The 26,615-nt window shown below is 55.7% G+C and carries 22 protein-coding genes and 1 riboswitch; of the genes, 12 read left to right on the top strand and 10 right to left on the bottom strand.

Annotation, left to right across the window (positions count from 1 at the left end; all coding sequences use genetic code 11):
• Positions 1 to 7 precede the first annotated feature (7 nt).
• From UB90_RS18025 to UB90_RS18050, 6 genes are all read right to left on the bottom strand, one after another.
• Positions 8 to 814, bottom strand: a complete 807-nt coding sequence (locus UB90_RS18025; protein WP_065325088.1) for a carbohydrate ABC transporter permease — start codon at positions 812 to 814, stop codon at positions 8 to 10.
• On the bottom strand, positions 811 to 1,686 hold the full coding sequence (locus UB90_RS18030) for a carbohydrate ABC transporter permease (protein ID WP_065325086.1): 876 nt from the start codon (positions 1,684 to 1,686) through the stop codon (positions 811 to 813). Before UB90_RS18030 ends, UB90_RS18025 begins: the two co-directional genes overlap by 4 nt.
• 60 nt (positions 1,687 to 1,746) lie before the next feature.
• Entirely contained in the window at positions 1,747 to 3,024 is a 1,278-nt protein-coding gene (locus UB90_RS18035) for an ABC transporter substrate-binding protein (RefSeq protein ID WP_005612878.1), read from the bottom strand.
• Between the two features lie 117 nt (positions 3,025 to 3,141).
• Complete coding sequence (locus UB90_RS18040) at positions 3,142 to 4,212, bottom strand: ABC transporter ATP-binding protein (RefSeq protein ID WP_065325084.1); 1,071 nt, start codon at positions 4,210 to 4,212, stop codon at positions 3,142 to 3,144.
• A 243-nt stretch (positions 4,213 to 4,455) separates the two neighbouring features.
• Positions 4,456 to 5,523 carry an FAD-binding oxidoreductase gene (locus UB90_RS18045; RefSeq protein WP_065325082.1) on the bottom strand — a complete coding sequence of 356 codons (1,068 nt, stop codon included), beginning with the start codon at positions 5,521 to 5,523 and terminating at the stop codon, positions 4,456 to 4,458.
• Between the two features lie 6 nt (positions 5,524 to 5,529).
• Positions 5,530 to 6,756, bottom strand: coding sequence for an aromatic ring-hydroxylating oxygenase subunit alpha (locus tag UB90_RS18050; RefSeq protein WP_065325080.1), 1,227 nt, complete (start codon positions 6,754 to 6,756; stop codon positions 5,530 to 5,532).
• Between the two features lie 139 nt (positions 6,757 to 6,895).
• Positions 6,896 to 7,102: riboswitch (cobalamin riboswitch) on the bottom strand.
• Between the two features lie 274 nt (positions 7,103 to 7,376).
• Between UB90_RS18050 and UB90_RS18055 the strand changes: the two genes are divergently transcribed.
• The 7 genes from UB90_RS18055 (at position 7,377) to UB90_RS18085 (ending at position 15,422) form a co-directional block, all read left to right on the top strand.
• On the top strand, positions 7,377 to 8,393 hold the full coding sequence (locus tag UB90_RS18055; RefSeq protein ID WP_065325078.1) for a C4-dicarboxylate TRAP transporter substrate-binding protein: 1,017 nt from the start codon (positions 7,377 to 7,379) through the stop codon (positions 8,391 to 8,393).
• Between the two features lie 84 nt (positions 8,394 to 8,477).
• Positions 8,478 to 9,152: a TRAP transporter small permease subunit gene (locus tag UB90_RS18060; protein WP_039982249.1), complete on the top strand. Its 675-nt coding sequence runs from the start codon at positions 8,478 to 8,480 to the stop codon at positions 9,150 to 9,152.
• Entirely contained in the window at positions 9,149 to 10,549 is a 1,401-nt protein-coding gene (locus tag UB90_RS18065) for a TRAP transporter large permease (protein ID WP_005612896.1), read from the top strand. Before UB90_RS18060 ends, UB90_RS18065 begins: the two co-directional genes overlap by 4 nt.
• 229 nt (positions 10,550 to 10,778) lie before the next feature.
• A complete protein-coding gene (locus UB90_RS18070) occupies positions 10,779 to 11,510 on the top strand; it encodes a response regulator (protein ID WP_065325076.1) in 732 nt (243 codons plus the stop codon).
• Positions 11,511 to 11,591: 81 nt separating this feature from the next.
• Positions 11,592 to 13,862 (top strand): sensor histidine kinase, encoded by a 2,271-nt coding sequence (locus UB90_RS18075; RefSeq protein ID WP_065325110.1) that lies wholly within the window; start codon positions 11,592 to 11,594, stop codon positions 13,860 to 13,862.
• A complete protein-coding gene (locus UB90_RS18080) occupies positions 13,859 to 14,329 on the top strand; it encodes a response regulator (protein WP_065325074.1) in 471 nt (156 codons plus the stop codon). The genes UB90_RS18075 and UB90_RS18080 overlap by 4 nt, the downstream gene beginning before the upstream one ends.
• Positions 14,322 to 15,422, top strand: coding sequence for a sensor histidine kinase (locus UB90_RS18085; RefSeq protein WP_065325108.1), 1,101 nt, complete (start codon positions 14,322 to 14,324; stop codon positions 15,420 to 15,422). Before UB90_RS18080 ends, UB90_RS18085 begins: the two co-directional genes overlap by 8 nt.
• Before the next feature lie 46 nt (positions 15,423 to 15,468).
• Here the strand turns inward: UB90_RS18085 and UB90_RS18090 are convergent, their stop codons facing one another.
• From UB90_RS18090 to UB90_RS18100, 3 genes are read right to left on the bottom strand one after another with little or no spacing between them, the layout of a single operon-like run.
• The gene (locus UB90_RS18090) at positions 15,469 to 16,089 is read right to left on the bottom strand and encodes a class I SAM-dependent methyltransferase (protein WP_065325072.1); all 621 of its coding nucleotides are present in this window, start codon (positions 16,087 to 16,089) and stop codon (positions 15,469 to 15,471) included.
• 1 nt (position 16,090) lies between these two features.
• Positions 16,091 to 16,858 (bottom strand): CDP-diacylglycerol--serine O-phosphatidyltransferase, encoded by a 768-nt coding sequence (gene pssA / locus UB90_RS18095; protein WP_005612909.1) that lies wholly within the window; start codon positions 16,856 to 16,858, stop codon positions 16,091 to 16,093.
• A complete protein-coding gene (locus UB90_RS18100; protein ID WP_263643592.1) occupies positions 16,851 to 17,579 on the bottom strand; it encodes a phosphatidylserine decarboxylase in 729 nt (242 codons plus the stop codon). Before UB90_RS18100 ends, pssA begins: the two co-directional genes overlap by 8 nt.
• A 315-nt stretch (positions 17,580 to 17,894) precedes the next feature.
• Here UB90_RS18100 and UB90_RS18105 point away from each other — a divergent pair, with 315 nt between their 5' ends.
• Entirely contained in the window at positions 17,895 to 18,374 is a 480-nt protein-coding gene (locus UB90_RS18105) for a MarR family winged helix-turn-helix transcriptional regulator (protein WP_065325069.1), read from the top strand.
• Between the two features lie 42 nt (positions 18,375 to 18,416).
• Here the strand turns inward: UB90_RS18105 and UB90_RS18110 are convergent, their stop codons facing one another.
• Positions 18,417 to 20,381 (bottom strand): TonB-dependent receptor plug domain-containing protein, encoded by a 1,965-nt coding sequence (locus tag UB90_RS18110; RefSeq protein ID WP_065325067.1) that lies wholly within the window; start codon positions 20,379 to 20,381, stop codon positions 18,417 to 18,419.
• A gap of 306 nt (positions 20,382 to 20,687) precedes the next feature.
• Between UB90_RS18110 and UB90_RS18115 the strand changes: the two genes are divergently transcribed.
• From UB90_RS18115 to UB90_RS18130, 4 genes are all read left to right on the top strand, one after another.
• A complete protein-coding gene (locus tag UB90_RS18115) occupies positions 20,688 to 21,737 on the top strand; it encodes a homocysteine S-methyltransferase family protein (protein WP_065325065.1) in 1,050 nt (349 codons plus the stop codon).
• Complete coding sequence (gene metH / locus UB90_RS18120; protein WP_065325063.1) at positions 21,730 to 24,459, top strand: methionine synthase; 2,730 nt, start codon at positions 21,730 to 21,732, stop codon at positions 24,457 to 24,459. The genes UB90_RS18115 and metH overlap by 8 nt, the downstream gene beginning before the upstream one ends.
• Positions 24,460 to 24,549: 90 nt before the next feature.
• Positions 24,550 to 24,999 carry a thiol-disulfide oxidoreductase DCC family protein gene (locus UB90_RS18125; protein ID WP_065325061.1) on the top strand — a complete coding sequence of 150 codons (450 nt, stop codon included), beginning with the start codon at positions 24,550 to 24,552 and terminating at the stop codon, positions 24,997 to 24,999.
• A complete protein-coding gene (locus tag UB90_RS18130; protein WP_065325059.1) occupies positions 24,996 to 26,603 on the top strand; it encodes an SDR family oxidoreductase in 1,608 nt (535 codons plus the stop codon). Before UB90_RS18125 ends, UB90_RS18130 begins: the two co-directional genes overlap by 4 nt.
• Positions 26,604 to 26,615 lie beyond the last annotated feature (12 nt).

Consider the following 26,615-nt stretch of genomic DNA (forward strand, 5'->3'; position numbering starts at 1 on the left):
CGGATGGCTATTTGATCCCAGCGCGCATGAAGCTCTGAACAAACTGGCGTTGAAACAGCAAAAAGGCCAGCAAGAGTGGTCCGGACGTCATCAATGTGGCTGCATTGATGACGCTCCATTCGACACCTGAATCGATCGCTGAAAAGATGCTCAGACCGACCGTAACGGGGCGCGTCTCTACCGAGTTGGTGATGATCAGGGGCCAGAGGAAATTGTTCCAATGGTGGCTCACCGACACCAGGCCGTAGGCGAGATAGGTCGGGATCGCCAAGGGCATGTAGACCTTTACCAGAATACCAAGTGTCGACATGCCTTCGACTTGCGCCGCTTCTTCCAATTCCTTGGGGACAGACATAAATGTCTGACGCAACAGGAAAATCCCGAACCCCGATGCAATATAGGGCAATGCAATTGCGGGGATTGTATCGACAAGATCGAGAAGCCGGATGGCCTTGTAGTTCTCAACGATGAGGATGTCGGGCATGATCAGCAATTGCAGCAACACCAGCCCGAACAATACGCCGCGTCCGGGAAATTGATAGCGGGCAAAGGCATAGGCGGCGAAAGTGCACAGGACGATCTGACCTGCGAGGATCACGGTCACCAACACGAATGTGTTGAGGAAATAGCGCCCGAAAGGAGCCGCGTTCCAAGCCTTGATGAAGTTCTCTAGCGTGAGCGGCGCAAAAAGATCAAACCGCGCCTCATAAGCCGCCGGATGAACTGCTGTCCAGATCGCATAGGCCAGCGGCAACACCCAGATCAGCGCCAACGCCCATGCACCGGCAGTGTTCAGAATACGATCAGCTGTCATCTGTAGTGTACCTTGCGATCAAAGAGGAAGAACTGCCCGATGGCTAGGATCATCAGGAAGACCAACAACACAACGGTCAGCGTTGCAGCGTAGGCCGTATCCCAAAAACGGAAGGCCACTTCGTAGATGTAGAACAGCAATAGAGAGGAAGCATTGTCCGGTCCGCCTCCCGTCAGGATGAAGATGTGATCAACCATGCGGAACGAGTTCACCACTGCGTTGATCGAGACAAAAAGCGTGGTCGGCATCAGCAGAGGTAAGGTGATGCGGCGAAAGATGGTCCAGCCCCCGGCGCCTTCGACACGCGCAGCCTCAATCAGCGAGGTCGGGATGGTTTGCAGCGCCGCGAGGTAGAAGATCATGAAGAACCCCGCTTCCTTCCAGATCGTTACCACCATCACACCAAAGAGCGCAGAGTTCGCAGAACCAAGAATATTGGTCTGACCAAAACCAAGCGCGCCGCCAATCTGGTCGATAAGCCCGAAGCCGGGGGTATAGAAGAACATCCAGATGTTGGCGACAGCGATCATTGGCAACACAGTGGGCGTGAAATAGGCCATCCGTACAAAGCCACGACCAGCCAATTGGCGGTTGACCCAAAGGGCCATGACCAGCGCAATAATGATCGAGAGCGGGATGGTTCCGGCGGCGTAAATTGCGTTATTCCACAGAACCTTCCAGAAAATCGGATCGCCGATCAGTGTGTCGTAATTCTCAAGGCCTGCCCATTTGGCGGGACGTCGCCCCCGTGGCGTGGTGAAAAAGCTGCTCCACAACGTGGTCAGTGCAGGGAGATGTGTAAAAGCGATCAGGAAAACAAAGCCCGGCAGCAACAGCAGCCAAGCGTGTATCCAGCCTCGTGTGCGCAGCATTTTCGGCTCCTGAAAAACATGCGCGCTAACTCTGATCGGGCAGCGCGCATGGGGTTGATTTTAGCGGTAGTCCTGAAGGATCGCGTCGGCCTTGGCTTGCGCTTCTTTCAGTGCTTCTTCGGAGGTTTTCTGACCGGTGATTGCAGCCGCGAGCGCGTCGTTAAAGATGCGGGTCACGCGCTGGTTTTCATAGGTTGAGAGTTCCGCCACAGCATGTTCCAGCTGATCGCGGGCGACCAGAACCGGTGGGAACTCAGCCGCATAGGCTTTCATGGTTTCAGTTTCCCATGTTTCGGGGCGCGGTGCCACATAGCCGGTTGCAATGGTCCATTTGGCGGATTGCTCCGGCCCGGAAATCCACTTCACGAAATCAAACGCTGCCTTGGCCTGTTCGTCCGAAGCCCCCTTGAAGAGGAAGAAATTGCCACCACCGGTCGGTGCGCCACGACGTTTGTTTGCAGGCAACATCGCCACACCAAAGTCAAACGGAGCATTTTTGCGCACGTTGGTCAGATTGCCGGTCGAGGTCCACATCATTGCGGTCTGACCCTCAAAGAACGCCTTGGGAGTAGCGCCCCACTCAATGATGCCGGGTGCCATCACTTTGTGTTCCTTGGAGAGGTCCACAAGGTAGTCCAGTGCTTCAACAACCTTCGGGTCGTCAAAGCTCACCTCGTTGCCATCCGCGTTGGCAAGGATCGCGCCGTTCTCGGTGGTCAGGCCCTGAAACAGCCAATACGGAAAGCCCGAGGACGGGATGCGCACACCCCATTGGGTCACATTGCCTGCATCGTCCTTCAGGGTCAGCTTTTTGCCCATCTCAACCATCTCGTCCCAGGTCGCCGGGGGCGTTTCGGGATCAAGGCCTGCGGCTTTGAAGGCTTCTTTGTTCCAGTACAGAACCGGGGTCGAGCGCTGGAAGGGGATGCCGTAGGTTTTTCCGCCGGTCTGGGAATTCTCCATGAACGCCGGATAGAAGGAGTTCAGCCATGCCTTGTCTTCTTCGCTGGTGGCAAAGTCATCAAAGGGCATGATCAGGTCTTCATCGAGGAGCGTGAACATGTCGACCGACAGGATCACCGACAGTTGCGGAGCATTGCCGCCGCGCGCAGCGGTGAGCGCTTTGGCTACGGTGTCCTGATAGGAGCCGGCATAGATGGCCTCGATATTTACACCCTCATTTTCTGCCACATATTGCGCCGTCAGTTCCTCGATGGTGTCTGCCGCGGCACCGCCGACGGCGACCGGGAAGTAGAACTGCAAGTCAACATCAGCCGCTGCAGGGGCAGCGGCAAATGCAAGGGCAGCGGCGGCTGCCTTGAATTTCGTCATCAGCATGGTGTCTCTCCGTTGCTTTCACAGCCGGTCGTCGTCCGGCATTGAGCGCCCCCTGTCGAAATCGGGAGCCATGGCAAAACCGCCTGATCGCGGCTGGTCCGCAATCGCTTCGACGGTTCATCTTTGAATGTCTCGGATACGTGCGGCGAGGCTTTCGTCTTCAAGCCGCGAATTCTGTGCGATATCAAACGCGTGGAGTTGATCTGGCGTCACAGCCAGACGCAGGGTTTCTCCCGGCGTCAGACTGCGCGTGCCCGGCAATTTTGCCAAGAGATCCGCTCCCGCGCAGTTCAGTTCAACCAGCGTGTCAGCGCCAAGGAACTCCGCGCCTTTGACCTGTGCTGTGATTGGGCCATCCGCTGACTCCGTCAGTGCTTCGGGCCTTACACCAATGCGCAAGGTCTCAGGCACCCCGCGTAAGGCCTCGCCAAAAGCGGCGGGAGGCAACAGGTTCATCGGCGGTGTACCGATGAAACGCGCAGCAAAGGGGGTGGCGGGGCGCTGATAGATCTCCTCTGGGGATGCGACCTGTTCAATCTGCCCCTTGTTCATCAGCACAACCCGGTCGGCCATGGTGATGGCCTCGGTCTGGTCGTGCGTCACGTAAACCATAGTAAAGCCAAGCGCGCGCTGCAGGCGACGGATTTCGCGGCGCATCTCGTCACGCAGACGCGCGTCGAGATTGGACAGCGGCTCGTCCATCAGGCAGACCGGGCGCTGTGAAATGACCGCGCGACCCAAGGCGACCCGTTGCTGCTGCCCGCCCGACAGCGCTGCAGGTTTGCGATTGAGATAGGGGGCAAGCTCAAGCAGTTCTGCCACCTCATTCAGGCGACGTTGCCGTTCCTGCCGGGGTACCCCCGCAACTTTTAAGCCAAAGACAATATTCTCTGCGACGGTCAGATGCGGGAATAGGGCATAAGACTGAAACACCATGGAGATGCCGCGTTGCGCCGGGCTATATTCTGTGACATCGCGACCACCGATCAGAACCTTCCCTGCGCTGACAGACTCAAGGCCCGCGATAATACGCAGCGTGGTCGACTTGCCGCACCCCGAGGGGCCCAATACGGCTGTGAAAGATCCGGCTGGAACCTCAAGGCTGAGGTCCTCTAATGAGACGGTTTGCCCCCAGACCTTCCGCACATGCTGAAGTGAGATGGCCTGTCCGTTTGCCGCAACGGTCATGTGCTATCCCCTTTGAGCATGGCGACATTGATCAAGACGCCGCGAGAGGCACGCGCGGTGTGAGCGATGTCGATCGAGCAAGGGCAGCGGAATATTGAGTCGTTTGGTTTCATATGAACCTCATAGAGGCTTCATATGAATGTTATGCGACACTCTCGATAGGATTTTGTGTGAGCGCCGGTGAACGAAAATGCCGCGCTTGGCCAAAGCGCGGCATTGGCCACTTTCACTGTTTCTTCGGGATCAAATCTCGACAGAGACCTTTCCGATCGGATTTGAGCAACACGCAAGGATGTAGCCAGCTTCGATATCGTCGTCCGATATGCCACCGTTATGCACCATGTGAACCTCGCCTGAGGTTTTCTTAACCTTGCAGGTGCCGCAGACCCCAAAGGTGCAGCCGGAGGGGATATTCAAACCATTTGCACGTGCTACTGCAAGGATCGTGTCCGTTTCCGCAACCTTTGCGGTAACACCAGAGGTTTCGAACGTCACCTCGACCTTGGTTTCATCGTCCAGCACCACATCATCAAAGTCAGGTTGCTCTGCCGCGGTTTCAACCGGTGCGTGGAAGCTTTCTTGATGATAGTTTTCCATATCAAAGCCGAGGCCTGCGAGCGCGTCCCGCACGGCTTGCATAAAGGGCTCTGGACCGCAGCAATAGACTTCGCGTTCCAGATAGTCCGGGGCCATGAGGCCAAGCATCAACTGGTTGAAGACACCCTGATACCCTGTCCAGGGCCGATAGGGGTCAGGCTCTTCGACCACGAATTTCAGATCCAAACCCTCAGATCGGCTTGCCATCTGTTCCAAGCGTTGGCGAAAGATGATCTCTGAGGGGCGTTTGGCACAATTGACAAAGACGATGTCGAGGTTGTCGCCATCATCCCACATGCTTGTCGTCATCGACATCATCGGTGTGATGCCAGAGCCTGCGGAGATAAACAGGAACTTCTTTGCTGAGCTGTTGGCGTTGGTGAACAGACCTGCCGGACCCAGCGCTTTGATCCGGCTACCAGGGCGCAGGTTGTCCAACATCCAGCGTGTTCCGATACTATCGCGCTGAGCCTTGGCGGTGATGGTGATATTACGCGGCCGCGACGGCGAGGATGAGATCGTGTAGGTTCGGTGCAATGGTCCACCCGGAACCGGGATCTCCACTGTCATGAACTGGCCGGGGTCATATTCAAAAAGGGCACCAGAGGGCGCCTTAAAGGTGAAAGACGCCGTATTGTCCATTTCGGGAATAATGGAGACGCATTCCAGCATCTCCGTATCTTTCCAGATCGCGCGTTCGCTGTTTCTCGGCATGATCGTTTACTCCGCCGCTACAGCTGTTGGGCCGCTGTTGCGCTTGAGGGTTTCGAGGTACCACTGGACGAATTGCAACACGCCGCTTTCCTGCACCTCCGAGTAGGGGCCGGGTTCATAGGCAGGTGAATTGATGCCCATTTGATTGAACTCTACCACCTCACGGTCCTCATCGTTGGTGGCGATCCAGACCTCGGTGAGCCGCTTTAGATCATAATCGACCCCTTCGACAGCATCCTTGTTCACCAGCCATTTGGTGGTGACTTCGGTTTCTGTTGGGCTGATCGGTGTGACCCGAAACACGATGGAATGGTCGGCGAGAAAATGGTTCCATGTGGTTGGATAGTGAAACTTCAGCAGTGACCCGGCATCTGCGAATGCCGCTTGCCCAAGCCACCGGCGGACTGCGGTTTTGCCGTCCAGCGTATAGCTTTCGGCACCCTCTTTCAGGGGCATGCGGGCGACGCGAAACTGGCCGTTCTCACTCATGTGAAAGGTAGAGGGCATCCCGGCTTGTTCGCAGCGCTCAAAATGCGCTTGCAGGTTTGCCGGGGTTTCGCCGCCCTCAATACCTGTGATGGAGGGATCATCTGGGAACGTGCGGCACAGCGAAGGGTGGTTGCCGCCGCAGTGATAGCACTCGCGATTGTTTTCCCAGACGAGCTTCCAGTTTCCCTTCTCAATGATCGAACTTTCAAAGGCGACCTTGGCATTCGAGAGATCATGGATTTCCAAATACGGACGGGCAACATCGGCAAACTGTTCGAAATCTGGCGGGTCATCTGCAAGGCAAATGTAAACCAAGCCGGCGAGTTCGCGGCAGTGTACAACTTTTAAGCCATGTTTGCTGGCGTCGAAGTCTGGTCCCATATCACGGGCCCAGAGCAGGCGACCGTCGAGCTCGTAGGTCCACTGGTGATAGGGGCAAACTAGCTTTGGATTGTTGCCTTTTTTCGCCTTGCAGATCACCGATCCACGGTGGCGACAGGAGTTGTGGAAGGCGCGGATTTCATTGTCGGAGCCGCGCACAATGATCACATTGTAGGTGCCAACCTGATGGGTGACATAGCTGCCAGCCTTTTCCAGCTCGCACGCCGGGATCGCAAAGAGCCATTCCTTATAAAAGATCTCCTGCAGATCAGTCTGAAAGATTTCAGCATCATTATAAAATGCCTGCGCAAGGGCGTGACCCGGATTGTGATTTGCGATCAGCGCACTGATATTGCTGTTCATTTCCTGACTCTCCTGCCGCGCAACGCGGTCGGTGACAGCACGTTTGGCGGTTGGTTGGGGTGCGTACGGCAAAGGGTATCCATTAGGCCGCAGCGGAGGGAACCGCGTCCTTTGAAGATGCCCAAACCGCCGCCCGCGGTTGACGATATCTGCTGAGGCTGGTTTCCGGGCTGAGAGACTGACCAACTGGTCGGAGCGCGACGCCTTCCCGGGTTTCCTCCTCCCAGTGGCCAGATGTCGCGCCCGCAAGTCTCATGACCGTTGCGGGGGCAGCGCCGGAATTGCACCGGCTTCCCAATTCTCCGCCTGCGCAAGCCCAGACGGCACCTCGTGATTCAAAGTTGTATCGAGATTTGACGAATTGGATCTGCGATTTGCGACATTGTTTAATGTGTTCGAGACAAGCCATGTCGCGGCGGGGGAAAAATACCGAGGGTAGCGAAACGGTATACCTCAGCACGGTTCGAAATAGATCACAGCATGTGCCGTGCGGTCTTGTCGGTGAAATCAGTCGGCTGCGGCATCATTGAGTATGCGAACTTTGGGGTTGGCAAAGCGGCCCAATTTGGTGATCCTGCCCCGCATAACCAGACATCAAAAATCCGACTGGGGAGGAAAATATGAAAAAATTCTTGGGACTTACCGCTCTTGCGTCCTTGAGCTTCGCCTTTGCTGCAGAAGCCATGGCGACAGAATGGAATGTCTCGGTCTGGGGCAAGCGCCGCGCCTTTACCGAGCATGTTGAAAAGCTCGCAGAACTTGTTTCTGAGAAAACCAACGGCGAGTTCACCATGAATATCAGCTATGGTGGCTTGTCAAAGAACCGTGAAAACCTCGATGGGATCTCCATCGGTGCGTTTGAGATGGCGCAATTTTGTGCGGGCTATCACCGCGACAAGAACCGCGTGATTACTGTGCTGGAACTGCCTTTCCTTGGCGTCTCTAACCTCGAGGAAGAAGTTGCAGTCTCCAGCGCTGTTTACAATCACCCGGCCGCTGCGGATGAGATGGCTCAGTGGAACGCAAAGCTGCTGATGACCTCGCCGATGCCGCAGTACAACATCGTTGGCACGGGTGAGGTTCGCGACGAACTGGCTGAATTCGAGGGCATGCGAGTGCGTGCAACCGGTGGCATCGGCGAAGCCTTCAAGGCCGTTGGAGCCGTCCCCACGTCCGTCACCGCGACAGAAGCCTATCAGGCGATGGAGTCCGGTGTTGTAGACACGGTTTCCTTCGCGCAGCACGCTCACTTGAGCTTTGGCACGATCAACCGCGCGGATTGGTGGACGGCGAACCTGAACCCCGGCACCGTAAATTGCCCGGTCGTCGTAAACATCGACGCATATGAAAGCCTCTCGGACGCGGAGCGCGAAGCTCTGGACAGTTCTGTTCCAGAAGCGCTGGATCATTATCTGGCGAACTACGGGGAGCTGTTGAAAAAGTGGGATGCGGTGCTTGAGGAAAAAGGCGTCGAAAAAGTAGAGATCTCTGATAAGGTCTTGGCGGAGTTCCGTTCCAAAGCTGCAGATCCAATCCGTGAAGCATGGATCAAGGACATGGAAGCGCAAGGTCTGCCGGGGCAGGAGCTCTATGACCTCGTGCAAAAAACACTCGCAGATCAGCGCAGCGGCAGCTGATCTTCACTCGATCACGTAGGGCCCGGACCCAATGGTTCGGGCCTCTGCGTGTCTTGAGCTCATTTTCAGATATCGGGGGAAGGTATGGCAGGTTCATCAACCGTGCTGAGTGATTCCAGCATCATATCAAAGCTGGACAGGACCCTTTTGCCAATCGAACGGGCAACCGCGATCCTAAGCGGGCTTGCCGCGTTTTCGCTTATGTTTCTGGCGGCGTATTCCGTTGCGGGTCGCCAATTGGACCGCACGTTCCTCGCGCCGTTTTTTGACAAGATCGGTTTGATGGATGGTCCGCTGCCGGGGTATGTCGACTATATCGAAGCCTTGATGCCCCTTATTGCCATTTTGGGTGTCTCTTACGTGCAGCGAGAAGGTGCCCATATCCGGATGGACATCCTTGTGGGTCGTTTGCAGGGACGTGCCCTTTGGCTGTTCGAATTTATCACTGTGTTTTGCATGTTGGTGCTGGTCGTGGCGCTTGTCTGGGGATCATGGGCGCACTTTGACCGTTCTTTTGATTGCGCGCGTCCCTTATGTTCACGCGACAGTTCCATCGACATCGGCCTGCCCATCTGGCCCTCAAAACTTGTGGTTCCAGTTGCGCTGTCTGTGCTGACGGCACGTTTACTCTTGCAAATGGCGGCTTATGCGCGCGCATTTGTGCTTGGTATAAAAAGCCCGCCCGCAGTTCCGCTCATTCAGTCCGTTGCCGAACAAGCCGCCGCCGAAGCCGAGCAGCTGAAGGAGGTAGGTAAATGAGCGATATCGAGATTGGGCTCTGGGTGACTGCCGGGATGATGTTTCTTGTTGTCCTCGGTATGCGCGTTGCGTTTGCTGCAGGATTGGCAGGGTTCGTAGGCCTCGTCTGGTTGCGTTGGAACGGCTTTGACTACGATCCAGCGCGCTTTGGCAAAGCCGTTGAAATCAGCGTGAAAATTGCTGGCCAAGTGCCACACTCAAAAGTGTCCAGCCAAGCGCTCAGTTTGATCCCAACATTCATTCTGATTGGCTATCTTGCCTATTACGCGCGCCTGACCACCGCGTTGTTTGAGGCCGCGAAACGCTGGATCGCGTGGGTGCCGGGCGGGCTTGCGGTTTCGACCGTCTTTGCCACCGCCGGATTTGCTGCTGTTTCGGGTGCATCGGTCGCAACCGCTGCGGTCTTCGCGCGTATCGGCATCCCTGAAATGCTGGCGGTTGGCTACAACAAACGCTTCGCGGCAGGGGTCGTAGCGGCAGGCGGGACACTGGCGTCGCTGATCCCACCATCCGCCATTTTGGTGATCTACGCCATCATCGTGGAACAGGACGTGGGCAAACTGTTGCTGGCAGGGTTTATTCCCGGTGCGTTTTCCGCCGTGGTTTACGCAGGCCTGATCGTGGCAATCGCGATGATTTTCAAATCCGTAGGCCCGCCGGTCACTGGGTTTACATGGCGAGAGCGGTTGGTGTCGCTTCCCCCGGCGTTACCGATCCTTGCGGTTGTGGTGATCATTATTTTCTTTGTGTACAACCCCTTCGGTGAAGCTTGGGGCACACCGACAGAAGGTGGCGCAGTGGGGGCGTTCATCGTGTTCATTATGGCGCTCTTGCGTGGTATGCGCCTGCGAGAGTTGCTGGATGCGCTGCTTGAAACGGCAAAGCTCACGATCATGATTTTCACGATCATTTGGGGCGTTTTGATCTACGTGCGTTTCCTTGGCTTCGCGGACCTGCCACATGCGTTTGCGGATTGGATTTCGTCACTTTCTGCGCCGCCGATGCTTATCCTGATCTGTATTCTCTTGGCTTACGCAGTGCTTGGCATGTTCATGGATGCAATCGGTATGCTGCTATTGACGCTCCCGGTTGTGTATCCGGCGGTTATGGCGCTGAATGGCGGGGAAATGGTCTCGGCCGCGGATTCAGCGTTTGGGATGTCCGGTCCTATGTGCGCAATCTGGTTTGGCATTTTGGTTGTGAAGATGGCCGAGTTCTGCTTGATCACGCCTCCCATTGGCCTGAACTGTTTTGTGGTGGCAGGCGTGCGTGATGACCTGTCGGTGCAGGATGTGTTCCGCGGGGTGATCCCGTTCTTCATTGCGGATGCGGTGACAATTGCGCTCTTGGTGGCCTTTCCGGCGATTGTTCTCTGGCTTCCGAGCTTAGCGGGTTAAATTTTTGCGCCCATTTCACTGTTTTGAAATGGGCGCAAAATACGCACAAAAAACATCATCAAAATAGAATATATCCTTGCCTTCTTCCGTGATTGAAGGGGTTCATTAATTCAATTCGACAAGATTTTCTTTTTAGGTGATCAGCTGTGAAATGCTACCCTTGGTGGGAATGGCTGATCCAAATGCTGCGGGTGTGTGCAGCAGTGTTTTATGAGTAAAAGGTCAATACATGTCGAAATCAAACATCCACGACTTCGCGGTGACATCTCAGTCAAAGCCAATTTTACTGAACGTCCTTTCCATTGATGACGATGAAATCGACAGAATGCGATTGCTTAAAACCTGTCGTAAAGCCGGTTTAATGGTGGATTTCACCGAAGCCGCAAACCTTGATGAGATGCGAGAATGCCTCGCGGTGGAAACATATGATTTGGTCTTTATCGACCATAATCTTGGGATGGATACGGGGCTGGATGCTTTAGGTATTCTCCTCGCCCACGAAGAGCAGGTAAATGCGGTTCCAATCATGCTGACCTCCTCGGTGGATTACCATATCGCGGTCGAGGCGATGCGTCGCGGTTGCGCGGATTATATCGTCAAAGATGAGCTGACGGTCGACGCGCTGATCAAATCTGTGACCTCTGCAATTGAGCGCCGGGCGCTCTATGGTGCGTTGTCAGAGGCGCGTAGCTCGGAAAGCGAATTGAAGTCGATCTTCGAGCGTTTCATGGTCAGTTGTGGTCCGGAGATGCGGGAGCTTTTGCGTCGCAGCATGATGGGCGTGCGCGCAGTGAAGATGCAGGCCCGGAGCGATGATAACGTCGACCCGACACTTCTTGCCAACCTGTCAATGTTTGAACGCGGCGCAAAAGATCTCGTTGTCTTTATGGACGATCTCGAAAGTGTCGTTGGTGCTGGTCGTCGGCTGACCGTGAACGAACTTCGCAAACGCATTCAGTGAGTATGTGACCTCAACCGCTGCGGATATTTGCGACGCGGCGGCAGACATCTGGGTCAATTCCTCTAAAGAAAGGTGACGGCCGTGTCGCCAAAAGGACTATCGATTAAGCTCAAAGTCGCCCTCGTCGTTTGTTTGGTTTCGGGGGTGTCTTTCGGCGTATTTTTCTTATTGAACTACAATGACACCGTTGCGAGAATTCATGCGCATTCAGAGCAACTTCTGAATCGCGATCATAAAACTCACGCGCGCTACGTGCTTGATACGTTGACAACAATGCGACAGGACTCTGAGACTCTTGTCGGCTTCCCTCCGATTTCCGGTATTTTCCGCACACGGGCAAGTGCCGATCAAACTGACCCGCTAGATGGATCTTCGCTTGAGGATTGGCGTTCGCGACTTGAAACACTGTTTACCAGCGTGCTTGAAAACCGGAGCGGATACAGTCAGATCCGCCTCATGCTTTCTGAAAACAATTGGTCCGAGTTCGCGCGCGTGAATCTCGTGGATGGGGCGCTCACGGTCGTGCCTCAGTCTGAGTTACAAGAGAAGGGCAATGAACCGTATATCCGGGCGCTGCAGGGCGCGACAACAGACGAGCTCTTGTTTTCTAATGTCACGCGAAACCGTGAAAACGGTCAGGCGGTCGGACCACCAACCTTACGATCAACCAAAAGGTTGATAGATGAAAATGGTGAGACCGTTGGAGCAATCGTGATTAACGCGCGTATCGCCAATCTCCTGACCATTCCCGATCACCCTGATGAGATCGGACGAACCTATTACGCGATCACCAACCATATTAGCCCAGCCTTTCCGCTGACTGCAGAAGACCGTAGTTTTACGATCCTGCCCACGGGCATGTCGAGACCCGTAGATCAGCACGCGCTGGCCGGGCTTCCGGCAGAAAGATTGATCGAGTTGGAAGAAGGGCGTGGTGCGTTTGTAAGTACCTTAGAAATCACTGACGCCCACGTACCTTTTAGCTTTCGTATAGCCACAGATGTCGACATGGGCGCACTCTATGCGACAGCGCGAACGGAGCTCTGGCGCAATCTCGGTCGTGCACTGCTGCTAACAGTTCTTGCATCAGTCCTGGGCTACGTCTGCACTGATCGTCTGCTGACGCCACTTCAGGCGTTGGTTAAGGATATAAAACTCAATACAGGTCCTCGCTTAAGCCCGATCAAAAGCAATGCAAAGGGCCACGATGAGATTGCATTGATCGCACAGAATTTCACGCAACTGACCAATGATCTGATCAGAGAAACTCAGCGCCTCGATATGGTTTTATCCAACGTGACCGAAGGTGTGATAACCTTGTTGGAAGATGGCGTCGTGGAAGATTGCAACCCCGCTGCCTGCCGTATTCTTGGGAGCAATGCGCCCGAGTTGAACGGAGTTTCACTTCTATCGCTGCTTGGTTTCGATGTTGAGGAAACAGCATTGATATTAAGCGAGGCGAAGGCCGCGCACGAGTCGGGTGTACCAGTTCAGCGGGAGATCAATAGTGCCCGGGCGGACGGCAAGCCAATGGTTTTAAACCTATCTTTGCGGCATGCGTCCTACATTGAGGGCAATCGTTTTGTTGCCATGATCCGTGATGTTACGGCGCGCGCGGCTGCGACCGAGCAATCTGCCGCCCTGATTTCTGCGCTCAGGCGTTCAAATGCAGAATTGGATCAATTCGCCTATGTCGCTTCCCATGACCTCAAAGCACCGCTGCGTGTCATCAACAACGCCGTCTCCTGGCTTGAAGAAGACTTGGAGCCCTATCTGACGGATGACACCAGAGAGAGCATGAACCTCCTCCAAAGCCGAGCAAGCCGGATGGAGCGGCTCTTGAATGATCTCCTTCACCATTCGCGGATCGGCAGAGTTGCCGAACCTGATGCGAAGGTTACGGGAGAGCAGCTTGCTAAGGGCATTGTAGAATTGTTGGAAATACCGGGAGGTATCACGCTTAGCTTCTCAGATGCCTTCCTCGGGGTGAGTGTTCGTAAGCTGCCACTGGAGACCATCCTGATAAATCTCATCGGAAACAGCATCAAACACCACGATCTTAAAGAGGGGCGCATCAGGGTTGATGTGGAGACAGGTGACAGGTTCTTGCGCTTTTGTGTGGAGGACGATGGCCCCGGGATAGATCCGATCTATCATGAGCGCATATTTGAGATTTTTCAGACACTGAAGTCCCGTGACCAGCTCGAAAGCAGTGGCATGGGACTGGCGATTGTTAAGAAACACATAGAAGTGGCGGGCGGCGAAATCTCTGTAACTTCGGACGGCAAACGCGGGACGACCTTTGAATTTCTTTGGCCCGTTAGTGTGCCACAACAGGATAAGGCGGCATGATGTCATCACAGGCAGCACCAGCGCAGGATGTTAAAATTATCCTTGTGGAAGATGATGATGGGGATGCCAAGGCGATCCGCCGTGCGTTCTCCAAGGCGAGGATCGCGAACCCTCTCATTCGGTTTCGAAATGGTCGTGAAGCGCTGTCTTTTCTCAAGGGGGAAACCGATCAGGACCCACCGCTACAATTCGTGGTGTTAAGCGACATCAATATGCCTCGTATGTCAGGTATCGAGCTACTCGAAGCGCTGCGCGACGATCCGACACTTCACAAAACGCTGTTCTTTGTTTTGACCACGTCAGACGATGAACGTGATATCACCGCAGCCTATTCCAACAACGTCGCCGGATACATACTGAAATCGCAGGCTGGTGACATGTTTATCGAGTTGATGACTGTGATGAATAACTTTTGGCGGATTGTCGAGTTGCCTATCATCGATGTGCGGGGCGGGGCGCATGGTTGAAAAAAACATCCTCATCGTGGATGACGATGCAGGTGATCGCAAAATGATGCGACGCCACCTCCTCAGATTGTATCCGAGCGTCTCTACCCTGGAGGCTGATAGTGGAGAAGCAGCGCGTGCTTTTTTCGAGGAAGACGTCGAAGTTATCTTTTTAGATTATCAGTTGCCGGATATTTCCGGCCTTGATCTGATGTCCAGTTTCTTTCGGCGCTGGCCGCATTGTGTGATCTTTATCATGACGGGGCAGGGGGATGAGGAGATCGCAAAAAGCGCGATCTTAAGTGGCGCTGCGGATTACATCGCCAAATCTGCCATAACGTCCGGGGCCTTGCAGCGGATGATTGCCAACGGACTTCAGGTTGCGCGAATGCGGTGGCGGATAGAAGAACATCAAAAGGAGTTGCAGCAATTCTCCGATGTCTTAGTGCATGATCTTCGCGCCCCGATCAGAGCCATAAAATTCCTGAGCGACCAGATCCTTGAGGACTTTGATGCCGGTGATTTGGAAGAGGTTAAGCGCGAGTTCGATCTGATGAAGCGGTCTGTTTCCAAAATGTCCGATCTGATCGAGCGGCTTGCCAGTCATATTAACCCGCATAGCGAGGGGGCACCCGAAACGGTATCTGCCGACAGTTTGGTCGAAGCGGCGTGTCTGGTAATGGCACAAGATATCTCAAACGCGGATGCGGATATATCGTCCGATTTCGGCGATCTCGAGGTCTATTGCTTCCCGCCAGACATATCCCAGTTGCTTCAAAATCTTATCGGTAACTCGATCAAGTATCGCAGCGAGGCCCGGCCTTCGATCCAGATTACGGCGCGCCCGCTGAACAGCGGTGTTCAGTTTTCCATTCGTGACAACGGAATTGGGGTGCCGGAGGAATATCGAACCCGCATTTTTGAACCGTTCAAGCGGCTGCAACGTAGCAGTGACCTGCCCGGTAGCGGTCTTGGACTCGCGACATGCGCAAAAATTGCCAAACGCCACAATGGTGAAATTTGGTGTGAACCGGAGACAACCGAAGGCACCTTAATTCACTTCACATTGAAGTTGCGGCCCGCCCAGGTGGCGTCAGCTGTAGCAGCCACGTAAGATTGAGGCTGCGTACCATCCGGGAAGGCCAAGTTCATCAGTTCGCTCAGTTAACGCGTTTTTCCAAAACCAGAAAGGTCATCATCCCAAGGGGTGGCAGTTTGCGCAGTTCTGCAATTTGCAGTGATGGCTCTTGCAAGATGGTGTCCATTTTAAAGTCTGAATGCCAGCCGATCAGGTTGGCCATCGGTGCCGCGACACGCTCCAATCCCGCCATTACACCCGTGGTCTTGGCAAAGTGATTGGTGATGACGACTTTTCCGCCGGGTTTTAGCACTCTGGCGATCTCGGCCATGACCTTTTCCGGTTCAGGGACCACCGATAGAACGTGCATCGCAGCAATGGTGTCAAAGCTCGCATTTTCAAAAGCCAGTTCGCGGGCATCCATGCGTTGAAGATCAACACGGTTTTGGAGCTCAAGCGCATCCACTTTCCGCTGGGCTTTGGCGAGCATTTCAGCGCTGAAGTCAACGCCGGTTATCCGCACTTCGGGGCCGTAATGAGGCAGCGACAGTCCGGTTCCGACGCCCACTTCGAGCACATGCCCTTTGCGATCATTGATAAAACTCACAGCACGGCGGCGCCCGACATCTGTGACCGCACCGAAGGTTCGATCATAAACCGGCGCCCATCGGGCATAGGATGACTCGACCGCTTCAATTTTCAATTCAATGTCCTTTCCTATCTTCAGAAATGCGATGGGACAGAATGCTCCAGAAAACTACAATCAAATATGCCACACACAGAACTACAAGAGTGATCCAAGCATAAATAAGTACTGCCGACCCAAGTACCGCAAAACCGACCAGAAAAAACTTCACGTTGTTGCGAGAGATTTTTGCGGTTTTGAAGGACCAGACGGGGAAACGCGCGATCATGGCCCATCCGACGAGGATCAAATGCAGGCAAATGACGACATCGGGCAGCAAAGGCGCGTCGGCAAAAGCGAATGACAGAAACATCGGCAGCATCGCCAACAAAGCGCCAGCTGGCGATGGAATGCCGGTGAAGTAAGCGCCAGCAGTGTCTTTGTCTTCGGGCGTGTCAGATTTTGCGGTGACATTGAACCGGGCGAGGCGCACGACACAACAGATCGCGTAAATCAGGACCGTTATCCAGGCGATACCGCGCAAATCCTGTAACGCCCAAAAATAGATGACCAGTGCGGGGGCGACGCCAAAATTTACAAAATCTGCAAGTGAGTCCAACTCGGCACCCATCTTGCTGTCACTGTTGAGGAGGCGAGCCAACCGCCCGTCCAATCCATCCAGAACGCAAGCGGCAAGGATCAGCTGAACGGCCAGCACGTAGTTGCCCTCGATGCCAAATCGAATGGCAGAAAGGCCCGCGCAGATTGCAGCGATCGTCAGCATATTTGGGATCAGCTGAACGATCGTCAGGTGTGAGGGGGTAGGATGCTCTTCGCCTTCACCCATTATCGACCCCTGCTGCAGTTTGCGTCGGCGCTGCGGCAGTCAAATCCGCAATAACGGTTTCTCCCGCAACCATTGTCTGACCAAGATCGACAAGAGGTGTGACACCTTCGGGCAGGTAGACATCCAGCCGAGAGCCAAAGCGGATCAGACCGAAACGCGTGCCCCGGTCCAGATGCGCGCCGGGTTTTACAAAACACACGATCCGGCGGGCGACCAGACCGGCAATCTGTACCACGGCCAGATCGCGACCATCTTCCATACGGATCGCGAGGCTGTTGCGTTCATTATCCGCACTGGCCTTGTCCAGCGAAGCATTAAAGAACTTGCCCGGGCGGTAGGCTACGGCGGTGACTTCGCCCGCGACCGGTGCGCGGTTCACATGGCAGTTAAATACGCTCATGAACACGCTCACCCGTGTCAGGGGAACATCAGGCAGGCCAAGTTCCGCAGGAGGAATTGCGGGTTCAATCAGGGAGATAACCCCATCCGCAGGTGACACCACAAGACCCGGCCGCGCAGGCGTAACCCGTTCGGGATCGCGGAAAAAGTAATAACACCAGACGGTCAAACCCACACCAATCCAGCCCAAAATCGGGGTCAGCAGGAAAAGCCCAAAGGTTACTGCAGCAAAGATCGCGACAAACTTGCGCCCCTCAGGGTGCATAGGTTTGATGAAAGTCCCGATCATGTTCATAGTTATTTCCCTTGTATTGGAACGCAGGCGCGGGATGGTCTTTGCGGCTGATTTGCGCCACTTCCCCGGCAGTCAGGCCTCCCGTAGCATGTCCTGACGTCCCTAGCTACTGACCATGATCATGAAAGCAGTAGCTTTGTTTGAACCGAGCGGTTCAAGACTGTGGTATTTGGTGGCGCGTCGGCGATGTCCCGCCACAAGGCGCGATGTTGCTTGGAGTGGTATCACGGTCTTGTTCTGCCCGGCGTTCTGCTGAATAAAGATGCGGTTTCACGAACTCAATTTTGAGCCATCTTTTCATCCCGCCTCTTTTCTTCACATGAGATCAAAGTGACGTCTGATATGAGCCGCCAAGAAACCGTACAACGTGCAAAGCAGCTCTTTGGTCCCGAAGACCACAAGGTTGGCTATAACCGGCTGTGGTTCAACATCATGCGCGCGCACCGCAAATTCTATCCGGTGATGGCTAAGGTTATGCGCCGTGAAGGATTGAAAGACCCAATCTGGTACGAAATCTTACTCGCAGTGGAAAACGCCGGACCGACCGGCAAGCCCATGCAACAGCTCGAAGAAACTCTCTTCGTGCCACAATACGCGCTCTCGCGGCACATCGGGCGGATGCAAAAAGAAGGTTTGCTGCGGCGCGAGTATGTCTCGGAGGGTAAACGCAAGCAGATCCTGTTTCTGACGCCAGAAGGCGAGGGGCTGCACGAACGTGTCTGGCCAATATATATGGACACGATCCAAGAGGTGATCGGCCCGACCATGGATGAGGATGAAGCCTATGAAATTGCTTATCTTCTCATCAAGATGTTGCCTTAAAATGTGAGTGCCCCAACGCCCAACGGCGTCGGGGCAGGTTGTTCAAAAGCGCATGATCGCCTCAAGGACGAAGGTCCGCCCCGGTTCATTCAGGGTGGAGAACCCGGCATAGTCACCGCCGTAGGTGGCGCGATCTGCGTAAGCCTGATCAAAGAGGTTATTGATCGAGCCGCGAATGGTGACACCGTTCAGCGCAGGCGGGGTGTATTCGGCAAATAGATTTACCACCTCATAGCCCTCAAAGGTTTGATCGGTGTAGATCCCTTGCCCCTCATAATCGAGAGCCATATCGAGGCTGCCGCCGACCAACAGATTGTATTGCGGAAGGCTCTGCTGAATTTCGAGCGCGATAACCTCACCCAGTGGTGCGCCAAGGTCCAAGGTCTCATAGCTGCCGGCTTCGGTGCCGTTGATCTTGGGTTTGTTGTTTGAATAGGTCAGGCGCGCAAAGCCACTATCCCAGTCATAGGTCGCCCCGATATTGAAGCCACTGCTTTCAAAGTCATAGTGACTGGCCTCGTACCGGCTTGTTGTACGGTTATAGGTTGAGCCACGCGCGTTCTCGATTTTGGTCTGAAACAGCTCCGCACCCAAGGTCCAGCCGCCCTGTTTCCAGTCGATCCCGACAACAATGTTGTCCGAGCGTGAGGTTTCGGTCAGCCCGGAGTAATCCCAAGTATCCCCAAGCAGGTAGTTATCCTCAAGATTGATGCCACCGAAAACTGACGAGTATCCTGCGCGCAGGGATAATGAATCCGTTGCCTGATAGACAACAGACAGGTTGCCGCTTGCCCCCGAGACGCTGGTGTTTGCCTCGTACCTGTCACTAAAATCCATCCAGTCATAGCGAAGACCGGCCGAAACCTTCAGATGTTCCGTTGGCTGCAAACGGGCTTGTGCAAAAATACCTGTGTTTTTGCTTTGCTCGAACGGCGCGTCGCTGATCCAGTTGGCACGATACCGGTTCTTCTTGTCCTGATAATCGATGCCGGCGGTAATCGAACTCACGTCAGAGAGATGGAACTCGTTGGCGATTGTGATGGATTTGGTGCGGGATTTCGCATCATCTGCATAGGGAACTGGCGTTTTTACGTCCGTTTCGGAGTAACCGATTGTCACCGACGGATCCCAAATCCCATCCGCCAGTGTGTTTTCATACCGAAGCGACACTGTGCTTCTCGCTGTATCGTAAAAGCGGGTTCCTGCGCCGGGGCCGAAGTTTGCGCGGTAATTCCGCTCTGCTGCATCTTCCAGCCGCTGAGCCGAGAACTCTACACGATGGCCCTCAGCGGATTCATAGGCCAGCTTTAGCAATGTTGCCGACAGATCTGCGCCTGATCCTTCCATTACCCGACCGTCGCCATCGGTGTAATTTTCACCTGTCATACGCCGGGTATATCCGAGGATTCCAAATCCAGCTGAACGCGCGGCCAAGGTCAGTGCGCCGCCTACGGTGCGTCCATTATCGCCATAGCTCAGATGCGCTTTGCCACCAAAATTTGCACCGTCATCGAGAAAATCTTCGGCGTCGATGGTTTCCATGACAACGCGACCAGCAAGCGCCTGCGGGCCCGCATCCGCCGGAGCCACGCCCGGATCAACGCGCACAGACTTCATCAGACCGGGATCGAAGGCATTGGCGCTGACGTGGTGAAATACACGGTTGTTCTGTGGGATACCGTCAAGCTGGATCGCGAGGTTCAGCATATCGACGCCGTTGACGAAAATCTTCTGCGCGACCGGGATACCGCCCCCAACCGCAGCGGAGGCGATCCCCGCAAACAGATCTTTGACGTCGCCCATGCGGGCGCGGTCAATCTCGGCATCTGCGACGTAGACCGCAGTCGCGCGATCAGCAGCCTCGCCGAAGGGGTCCTGCTGGCGCACGATGATAGGGTCGAGCGAGAAAACCTCTGCCTCCTGCGCCCAAAGAGGTGTTGTCGACATAAAGGTGAGGGCGGTTCCGCAGGCCAGAAGCGCCCGGGTTGAGGTGATATGAGCAGCCATAACATTTCCATTGAACGGGGTGGATGCTGTGCTGGCACAAGGGAAAGCTGGCGGAGCGGTGGCCCAGCCGATAGGCGCGCCATTGTTAACATGCAAGTGCATGTAGTGAATTTATGATCCGTTCTCGGTGATTTTCCCGCTGTTTGTGGTCCGCATGTCACAAACCCGCCCTGCAGCAATCTGCGGTCGTTGAGGCTGGTCGGGCTAGATTGAATGTGAGCAAAACTCATAATCATCTGCCATAAGATGAATTTGCTTACTGGTCGCGGGGCCACTATGTGTGTGCGAAACTCTGCGAGCGGAAACATGCATAACTTTAGCCTACCCAAGTCCAAAGCCTTTGAGGCCCTGACACGAACTGCCCAAGAACGCATCCTGATCCTTGACGGGGCGATGGGGACACAGATTCAAACTCTGGGCTTGGATGAAGAGGCGTTCCGCGGCCACGGAGGGCATACATGTGCGTATCACTCCGATCATCCGCAGAAGGGAAACAACGATCTGCTGATCTTGACCCAGCCTGAAGCGGTTGAGCAGATCCACTATGACTTTGCGATGGCTGGCGCAGACATTGTTGAAACCAATACGTTTTCTTCGACAACCATCGCGCAGGCGGATTACGCGCTTGAGGATGCCGTGCATGATCTGAACGCCGAGGGCGCGCGGGTCGCGCGTCGCGCCATGGATCGCGCCACCGCAGAGGATGGCAAACCCCGCTGGGTCGCGGGCGCTGTCGGGCCTACCAACCGGACCGCTTCGATCAGCCCCGATGTGAATGATCCCGGCTATCGCGCCGTGACCTTTGACGAGCTGCGCATCGCCTATGGGCAGCAGATCCGAGGTCTGATTGCGGGTGGGTCGGATTTGATCCTGATCGAGACTATCTTTGATACGCTGAACGCCAAGGCCGCGATTTTTGCGTGTTTCGAGGCCTTCTTAGAACATGGCGAGCGTCTGCCCATCATGATTTCCGGTACCATTACGGACGCCTCGGGCCGTACCCTTTCGGGGCAGACACCGACCGCTTTCTGGCATTCTGTGCGCCATGCGCGCCCATTCACGGTTGGGCTCAATTGCGCATTGGGGGCCGATGCAATGCGTCCTCACCTGACCGAACTGGCCGGAGTCGCAGAGTCGCTGGTGTGTGCTTATCCGAATGCAGGCCTGCCCAACGCTTTTGGCCAATATGATGAAGAACCCGAAGACACCGCCGCGAAGGTCGAGATCTTTGCGAAAGAGGGTCTGGTGAACGTGGTGGGTGGGTGCTGCGGCACCACGCCTGAGCATATCCGCGCCATTGCCGAACATGTCGCCCCTTACGCCCCACGTCAGATCCGGGAGACCGCAAATGTCTGAGCCACTGCTTCGCCTGTCCGGTCTTGAGCCTTTTGTGCTGACCAAGGATATTCCCTTCGTCAACGTGGGCGAGCGGACCAATGTCACCGGCTCTGCCAAATTCAGAAAACTGATCACCAATCGCGACTATGCCACCGCATTGGATGTCGCGCGGGATCAGGTGGAAAACGGTGCGCAGATCATCGACATCAACATGGATGAAGGGCTGATCGACTCCAAGCAGGCGATGATCGATTTCCTGAACCTCGTGGCGGCGGAACCCGATATTGCGCGGGTGCCGATCATGATCGACAGCTCCAAATGGGAGGTGATCGAGGCCGGTCTGAAATGTGTGCAGGGCAAGCCGATTGTGAACTCCATCTCGCTCAAGGAAGGTGAGGAGAGTTTTCTGCATCAGGCTGGCCTATGTCTGGCTTACGGCGCAGCTGTCGTCGTGATGGCTTTTGATGAGGACGGTCAGGCCGATAGTTTTGAGCGTAAAATCGAAATCTGTGCGCGCGCCTACAAGATCCTCACCGAGCAGGTCGGCTTTCCGCCCGAAGATATCATCTTTGATCCCAATGTGTTTGCGGTGGCGACCGGCATCGAGGAGCACGACAACTACGGTGTCGATTTCATCGAGGCGACGCGCTGGATCAGGGAAAACCTGCCGCATTGCCATATCTCAGGCGGGGTCTCGAACCTGTCGTTCAGTTTTCGCGGCAATGAGCCCGTGCGCGAGGCGATGCATGCGGTGTTTCTGTATCATGCGATCAAGGTCGGCATGGATATGGGGATCGTCAACGCGGGCCAGCTTGCGGTCTATGACCAGATCGACCCGGAGCTACGCGAGGCCTGCGAAGATGTTGTGCTGAACCGCACGCCCAAATCCGGTGGTACCGCAACCGAGAACCTTTTGGACATTGCCGAACGGTTCAAGGGCGGTGCGCGCGAAGAAAAGAAACGTGATTTGTCGTGGCGTGAATGGTCCGTGGAGAAACGGCTTGAGCATGCGCTGGTGAACGGGATCACTGAGTTCGTCGAGGAGGACACCGAAGAAGCCCGTCAGGCCGCCGACCGCCCCTTGCATGTGATCGAAGGTCCGCTGATGGACGGCATGAATGTGGTGGGCGATCTCTTTGGCGCGGGCAAGATGTTCCTGCCGCAAGTGGTGAAATCCGCCCGCGTCATGAAACAGGCTGTGGCGGTGCTTTTGCCATATATGGAAGAAGAAAAACGCCAGAGCGGAGGAGGCGGCAAGGACACCGCAGGCACCGTGCTGATGGCCACCGTAAAAGGCGATGTGCATGATATTGGAAAGAATATCGTCGGTGTTGTTCTGGCGTGTAATAACTTTGAGATCATCGACCTCGGCGTGATGGTGCCGCCGCAAAAGATCCTGGAGGAAGCGCGCGCGCATAATGTCGATGTGATCGGTCTGTCTGGTCTTATTACTCCGTCGCTGGATGAGATGGTGCATTTGGCGTCCGAGTTGGAGCGCGAGGGATTTGACATCCCGCTCCTGATCGGTGGTGCGACCACCTCTAAGGTCCACACCGCGGTGAAAATCTCACCGCAATATTCGCGCAATCAGGCCATATACGTCACCGATGCCAGCCGTGCGGTCGGTGTGGTTTCCTCGCTTCTGAGCGACACGCAACGTGACACCTACATTGCTGATATTCGCTCAGAATATAATGAGGTGGCCGAACGGCACGAGCGCGCCGAGCATGCTAAGACCCGTTTGCCTCTGGCGGCAGCGCGGGCGAATGCGATGCAAATCGATTGGAGCGACTACAACGTCGAGGCACCTAAGTTTACCGGCGCGCAGGTGGTTGAAGACTGGGACTTGGCAGAGATCGCACGTTACATCGACTGGACCCCGTTCTTCCAGACGTGGGAACTAAAGGGTGTCTATCCGCGCATACTGGAGCATGAAAAATATGGCGAGGCAGCACGTGCGCTGTTGAAAGATGCGCAGGCCATGCTGGAGCAAATCATCAGCGAGCAGTGGTTCAAACCGCGCGCTGTGGTCGGGTTCTGGCCCGCAAATCGGCATGGTGACGACATCCGACTGTTCACGGATGAAACGCGGGCGCAAGAACTTGCAACACTCTATACGCTGCGCCAGCAGACCTCCAAACGCAAGAACAGCCCGAACCTCGCAATGGCGGATTTCGTTGCCCCCGAAGGCGTGGCAGATTGGGTCGGCGGCTTCGTTGTGACGACAGGCCCGGAAGAGGTCGCTATTGCCGACGCCTTTGAAAAAACGGGCGATGATTACAGCGCGATCATGGTCAAGGCTCTTGCGGATCGCTACGCTGAGGCAATGGCCGAAATGCTGCATGAACGAGTGCGCCGCGACTATTGGGGCTATGCCCCAGACGAGGCTTTTGCGCCCGAAGAGCTGATTGGCGAACCCTATCGCGGGATACGGCCCGCTCCGGGGTATCCGGCGCAGCCCGATCATACCGAAAAGCTCACCCTGTTCCGCCTGCTCGATGCTGAGGCGACCACGGGTGTTGAACTCACCGAGAGCATGGCGATGTGGCCGGGATCATCGGTCTCGGGGATCTATATCGGCCACCCGGATGCCTATTACTTTGGTGTGGCCAAGGTGGAACAGGATCAGGTGTCAGAATATGCAGATCGCAAGGGCATGCCCCTTGAGGAGGTCGAGCGCTGGCTTACCCCGATCCTGAACTATCGCCCGGGTGATCGTGCGGTGATCGCAGCGGAGTAATCTTCACCAAGGCAGGGTCCATTCTGTCGCAGGACTGGACCCTGAAACGAGGTTGCGCTGTGTGATCGCACTGGCGATGATCTGCACATTATGACCCAGCCCTATTCCTACCGCGATGATCCGCAGGTCCCGGCCTTTGACGATAGCGCGCCCATTGCTGTGATGGATGCGGAATGTGCGATCTGTAGCTGGGGCGCACGCATGATCCATCGGTTGGATCACAGTTGCCGGGTTCGGATCTGTCCGGTGCAATCTGATCTTGGTGCCGCGTTCTTGCGCCATTACGGCTTGCGCCCCAATGACCCGACGAGCTGGCTCTATCTCGATGCGGGGCGCGCGCATGTGGATTTTGAGGCTGTGATCCAAGCGGGCCAAAGCTTTGGTGGATGGGGCAGTATGGTTCGCGTGCTGCGGCTTTGCCCGCGTTTCTTGCGGGATTGGCTCTATCAACGTCTGGCCCGCAATCGCTACAGGGTGTTCGGACGTGCCGATATGTGCGCCTTACCTGATCCTGAATTTCGCAAAAGGCTGATGCGGTGAAAGTACTGCTCATAGGTGGGACGGGTGTTTTTGGCTCGCGCCTTGCGCGGTTTCTGATCCGAGATGAACATCAGGTCACACTCGCGGCGCGAAACAGGGCGCGTGTGCAGGCGCTTGCATCTGAGCTTGGCTGTGATGCCATCACGCTGGATCGCGATGGTGATCTTTCCGGCGTTGTCGGCTTTGATGTGGTGATTGATGCAGCGGGTCCGTTTCATACCCATGGGCCAGATCCATATCGCCTGGCACGCGCCGCTCTGAAAGCGGGGCAACATTATCTGGATCTCTCTGATAATGCGGCGTTTTGCGCTGGTATCCGCGCATTGGACACCGAGGCGCAGGCGGTCGGGCGGGCGGCGATTTCGGGCCTCTCGTCAGTGCCTGCCCTTTCAAGCGCAGCGGTGAGCGCATTGTCAGCGGGCGCCAGACCAGAGGTGATTGATACGGCGATTCTGCCGGGCAATCGCAGCCCGCGTGGCATTTCAGTGATGACCTCAATCCTGTCGCAGGCGGGGCGTCCCATGCGGGTCTGGCGCAGCGGTGCGTGGGAGGAGGTCACAGGTTGGTCGGACCCTCGCATGTATGATCTTCCGGACGGGGTGCGTCGTCAGGGTTGGCAGATTGAGGTGCCGGACCAGTCGTTATTTCCCGCGCATTTCGGAGCTGACAGTGTGACCTTTCGGGCGGGGCTTGAGCTGGCCATCATGCGCTACGGGCTGGCGGCGTTCGCCCTGCTGCGCAAATTTGTGCGGGTACCTGTGAATGGATTTGTGGTGCAGGTTTTCAAAATCGCCGCCGATCTTCTCTCACCGTTTGGGAGCGGACGCGGCGGTATGTCGGTTATGGTGGTAGTTGCTGGCGAGCGGCGCTATTGGCGTTTGCTGGCTGAAGACGAGGACGGGCCGTATATCCCCGCGATCGCGACACGCGCGCTTTTGCGTCGTAGTGTTCTCTCGGTGGGCGCGCGTCCGGCGCTTGATGTCATTACTCTTGCGGAGGCCGAGGCAGCGATGTCAGACTTGCGCGTGAAAACCGAAGTAGCCTCTGTACCCTTCCAGCCTATAGTTCCGCAGGTGTTCGGGGCGTCGTTTGGTGCCTTGCCCGAAGTGGTGCGCAAAACCCATCTCATGACGGATATCAGCCGTTGGCAGGGGCGGGCGCGTGTGCGCCGGGGGAGCAGCCTCTGGAGCCGATTTCTGGGAGGTCTGTTTGGATTTCCACCCGAGGCAGATGAGATCGACGTTGAGGTCGTAAAGACCGCAACGCCACTGGGTGAGCGATGGAACCGCCGGTTCGGCTCAAGCCGGTTTCGTTCCTTCCTGGCGGCAACGCCTGACGGGATGACTGAGCGCTTTGGCCCGTTTACATTCCTGCTTGGCCTGACGGTCGAAGGGGCCGCCCTGCATTTTCCGGTGAAGTCCGCCCGTGTTGGTCCGCTGCCATTGCCGTGCTGGCTGCTACCGGTCTCAATCGCGCGGGAATATGAGCAGGGTGGGCGTTTTTGTTCTGATGTGAAGCTCCATGCGCCTGTCACAGGGGATCTGTTGGTCCATTATCAGGGCCAGCTATCGCCAGTCCCACGCGCCGAGGCGTCAGAGCGATAAGACCAGCCGCAC

Source organism: Tritonibacter mobilis (genome assembly GCF_001681715.1).
Classification (GTDB): domain Bacteria; phylum Pseudomonadota; class Alphaproteobacteria; order Rhodobacterales; family Rhodobacteraceae; genus Epibacterium; species Epibacterium mobile.

What these genes read in the sequence shown, in the direction of transcription:
- UB90_RS18025 (WP_065325088.1), bottom strand. Translation starts at nt 814, where the DNA reads ATGACAGCTGATCGTATTCTGAACACTGCCGGTGCATGGGCGTTGGCG.
- UB90_RS18030 (WP_065325086.1), bottom strand. Translation starts at nt 1,686, where the DNA reads ATGCTGCGCACACGAGGCTGGATACACGCTTGGCTGCTGTTGCTGCCG.
- UB90_RS18035 (WP_005612878.1), bottom strand. Translation starts at nt 3,024, where the DNA reads ATGCTGATGACGAAATTCAAGGCAGCCGCCGCTGCCCTTGCATTTGCC.
- UB90_RS18040 (WP_065325084.1), bottom strand. Translation starts at nt 4,212, where the DNA reads ATGACCGTTGCGGCAAACGGACAGGCCATCTCACTTCAGCATGTGCGG.
- UB90_RS18045 (WP_065325082.1), bottom strand. Translation starts at nt 5,523, where the DNA reads ATGCCGAGAAACAGCGAACGCGCGATCTGGAAAGATACGGAGATGCTG.
- UB90_RS18050 (WP_065325080.1), bottom strand. Translation starts at nt 6,756, where the DNA reads ATGAACAGCAATATCAGTGCGCTGATCGCAAATCACAATCCGGGTCAC.
- UB90_RS18055 (WP_065325078.1), top strand. Translation starts at nt 7,377, where the DNA reads ATGAAAAAATTCTTGGGACTTACCGCTCTTGCGTCCTTGAGCTTCGCC.
- UB90_RS18060 (WP_039982249.1), top strand. Translation starts at nt 8,478, where the DNA reads ATGGCAGGTTCATCAACCGTGCTGAGTGATTCCAGCATCATATCAAAG.
- UB90_RS18065 (WP_005612896.1), top strand. Translation starts at nt 9,149, where the DNA reads ATGAGCGATATCGAGATTGGGCTCTGGGTGACTGCCGGGATGATGTTT.
- UB90_RS18070 (WP_065325076.1), top strand. Translation starts at nt 10,779, where the DNA reads ATGTCGAAATCAAACATCCACGACTTCGCGGTGACATCTCAGTCAAAG.
- UB90_RS18080 (WP_065325074.1), top strand. Translation starts at nt 13,859, where the DNA reads ATGATGTCATCACAGGCAGCACCAGCGCAGGATGTTAAAATTATCCTT.
- UB90_RS18085 (WP_065325108.1), top strand. Translation starts at nt 14,322, where the DNA reads ATGGTTGAAAAAAACATCCTCATCGTGGATGACGATGCAGGTGATCGC.
- pssA (WP_005612909.1), bottom strand. Translation starts at nt 16,858, where the DNA reads ATGGGTGAAGGCGAAGAGCATCCTACCCCCTCACACCTGACGATCGTT.
- UB90_RS18105 (WP_065325069.1), top strand. Translation starts at nt 17,895, where the DNA reads ATGAGCCGCCAAGAAACCGTACAACGTGCAAAGCAGCTCTTTGGTCCC.
- UB90_RS18110 (WP_065325067.1), bottom strand. Translation starts at nt 20,381, where the DNA reads ATGGCTGCTCATATCACCTCAACCCGGGCGCTTCTGGCCTGCGGAACC.
- UB90_RS18115 (WP_065325065.1), top strand. Translation starts at nt 20,688, where the DNA reads ATGCATAACTTTAGCCTACCCAAGTCCAAAGCCTTTGAGGCCCTGACA.
- metH (WP_065325063.1), top strand. Translation starts at nt 21,730, where the DNA reads ATGTCTGAGCCACTGCTTCGCCTGTCCGGTCTTGAGCCTTTTGTGCTG.
- UB90_RS18125 (WP_065325061.1), top strand. Translation starts at nt 24,550, where the DNA reads ATGACCCAGCCCTATTCCTACCGCGATGATCCGCAGGTCCCGGCCTTT.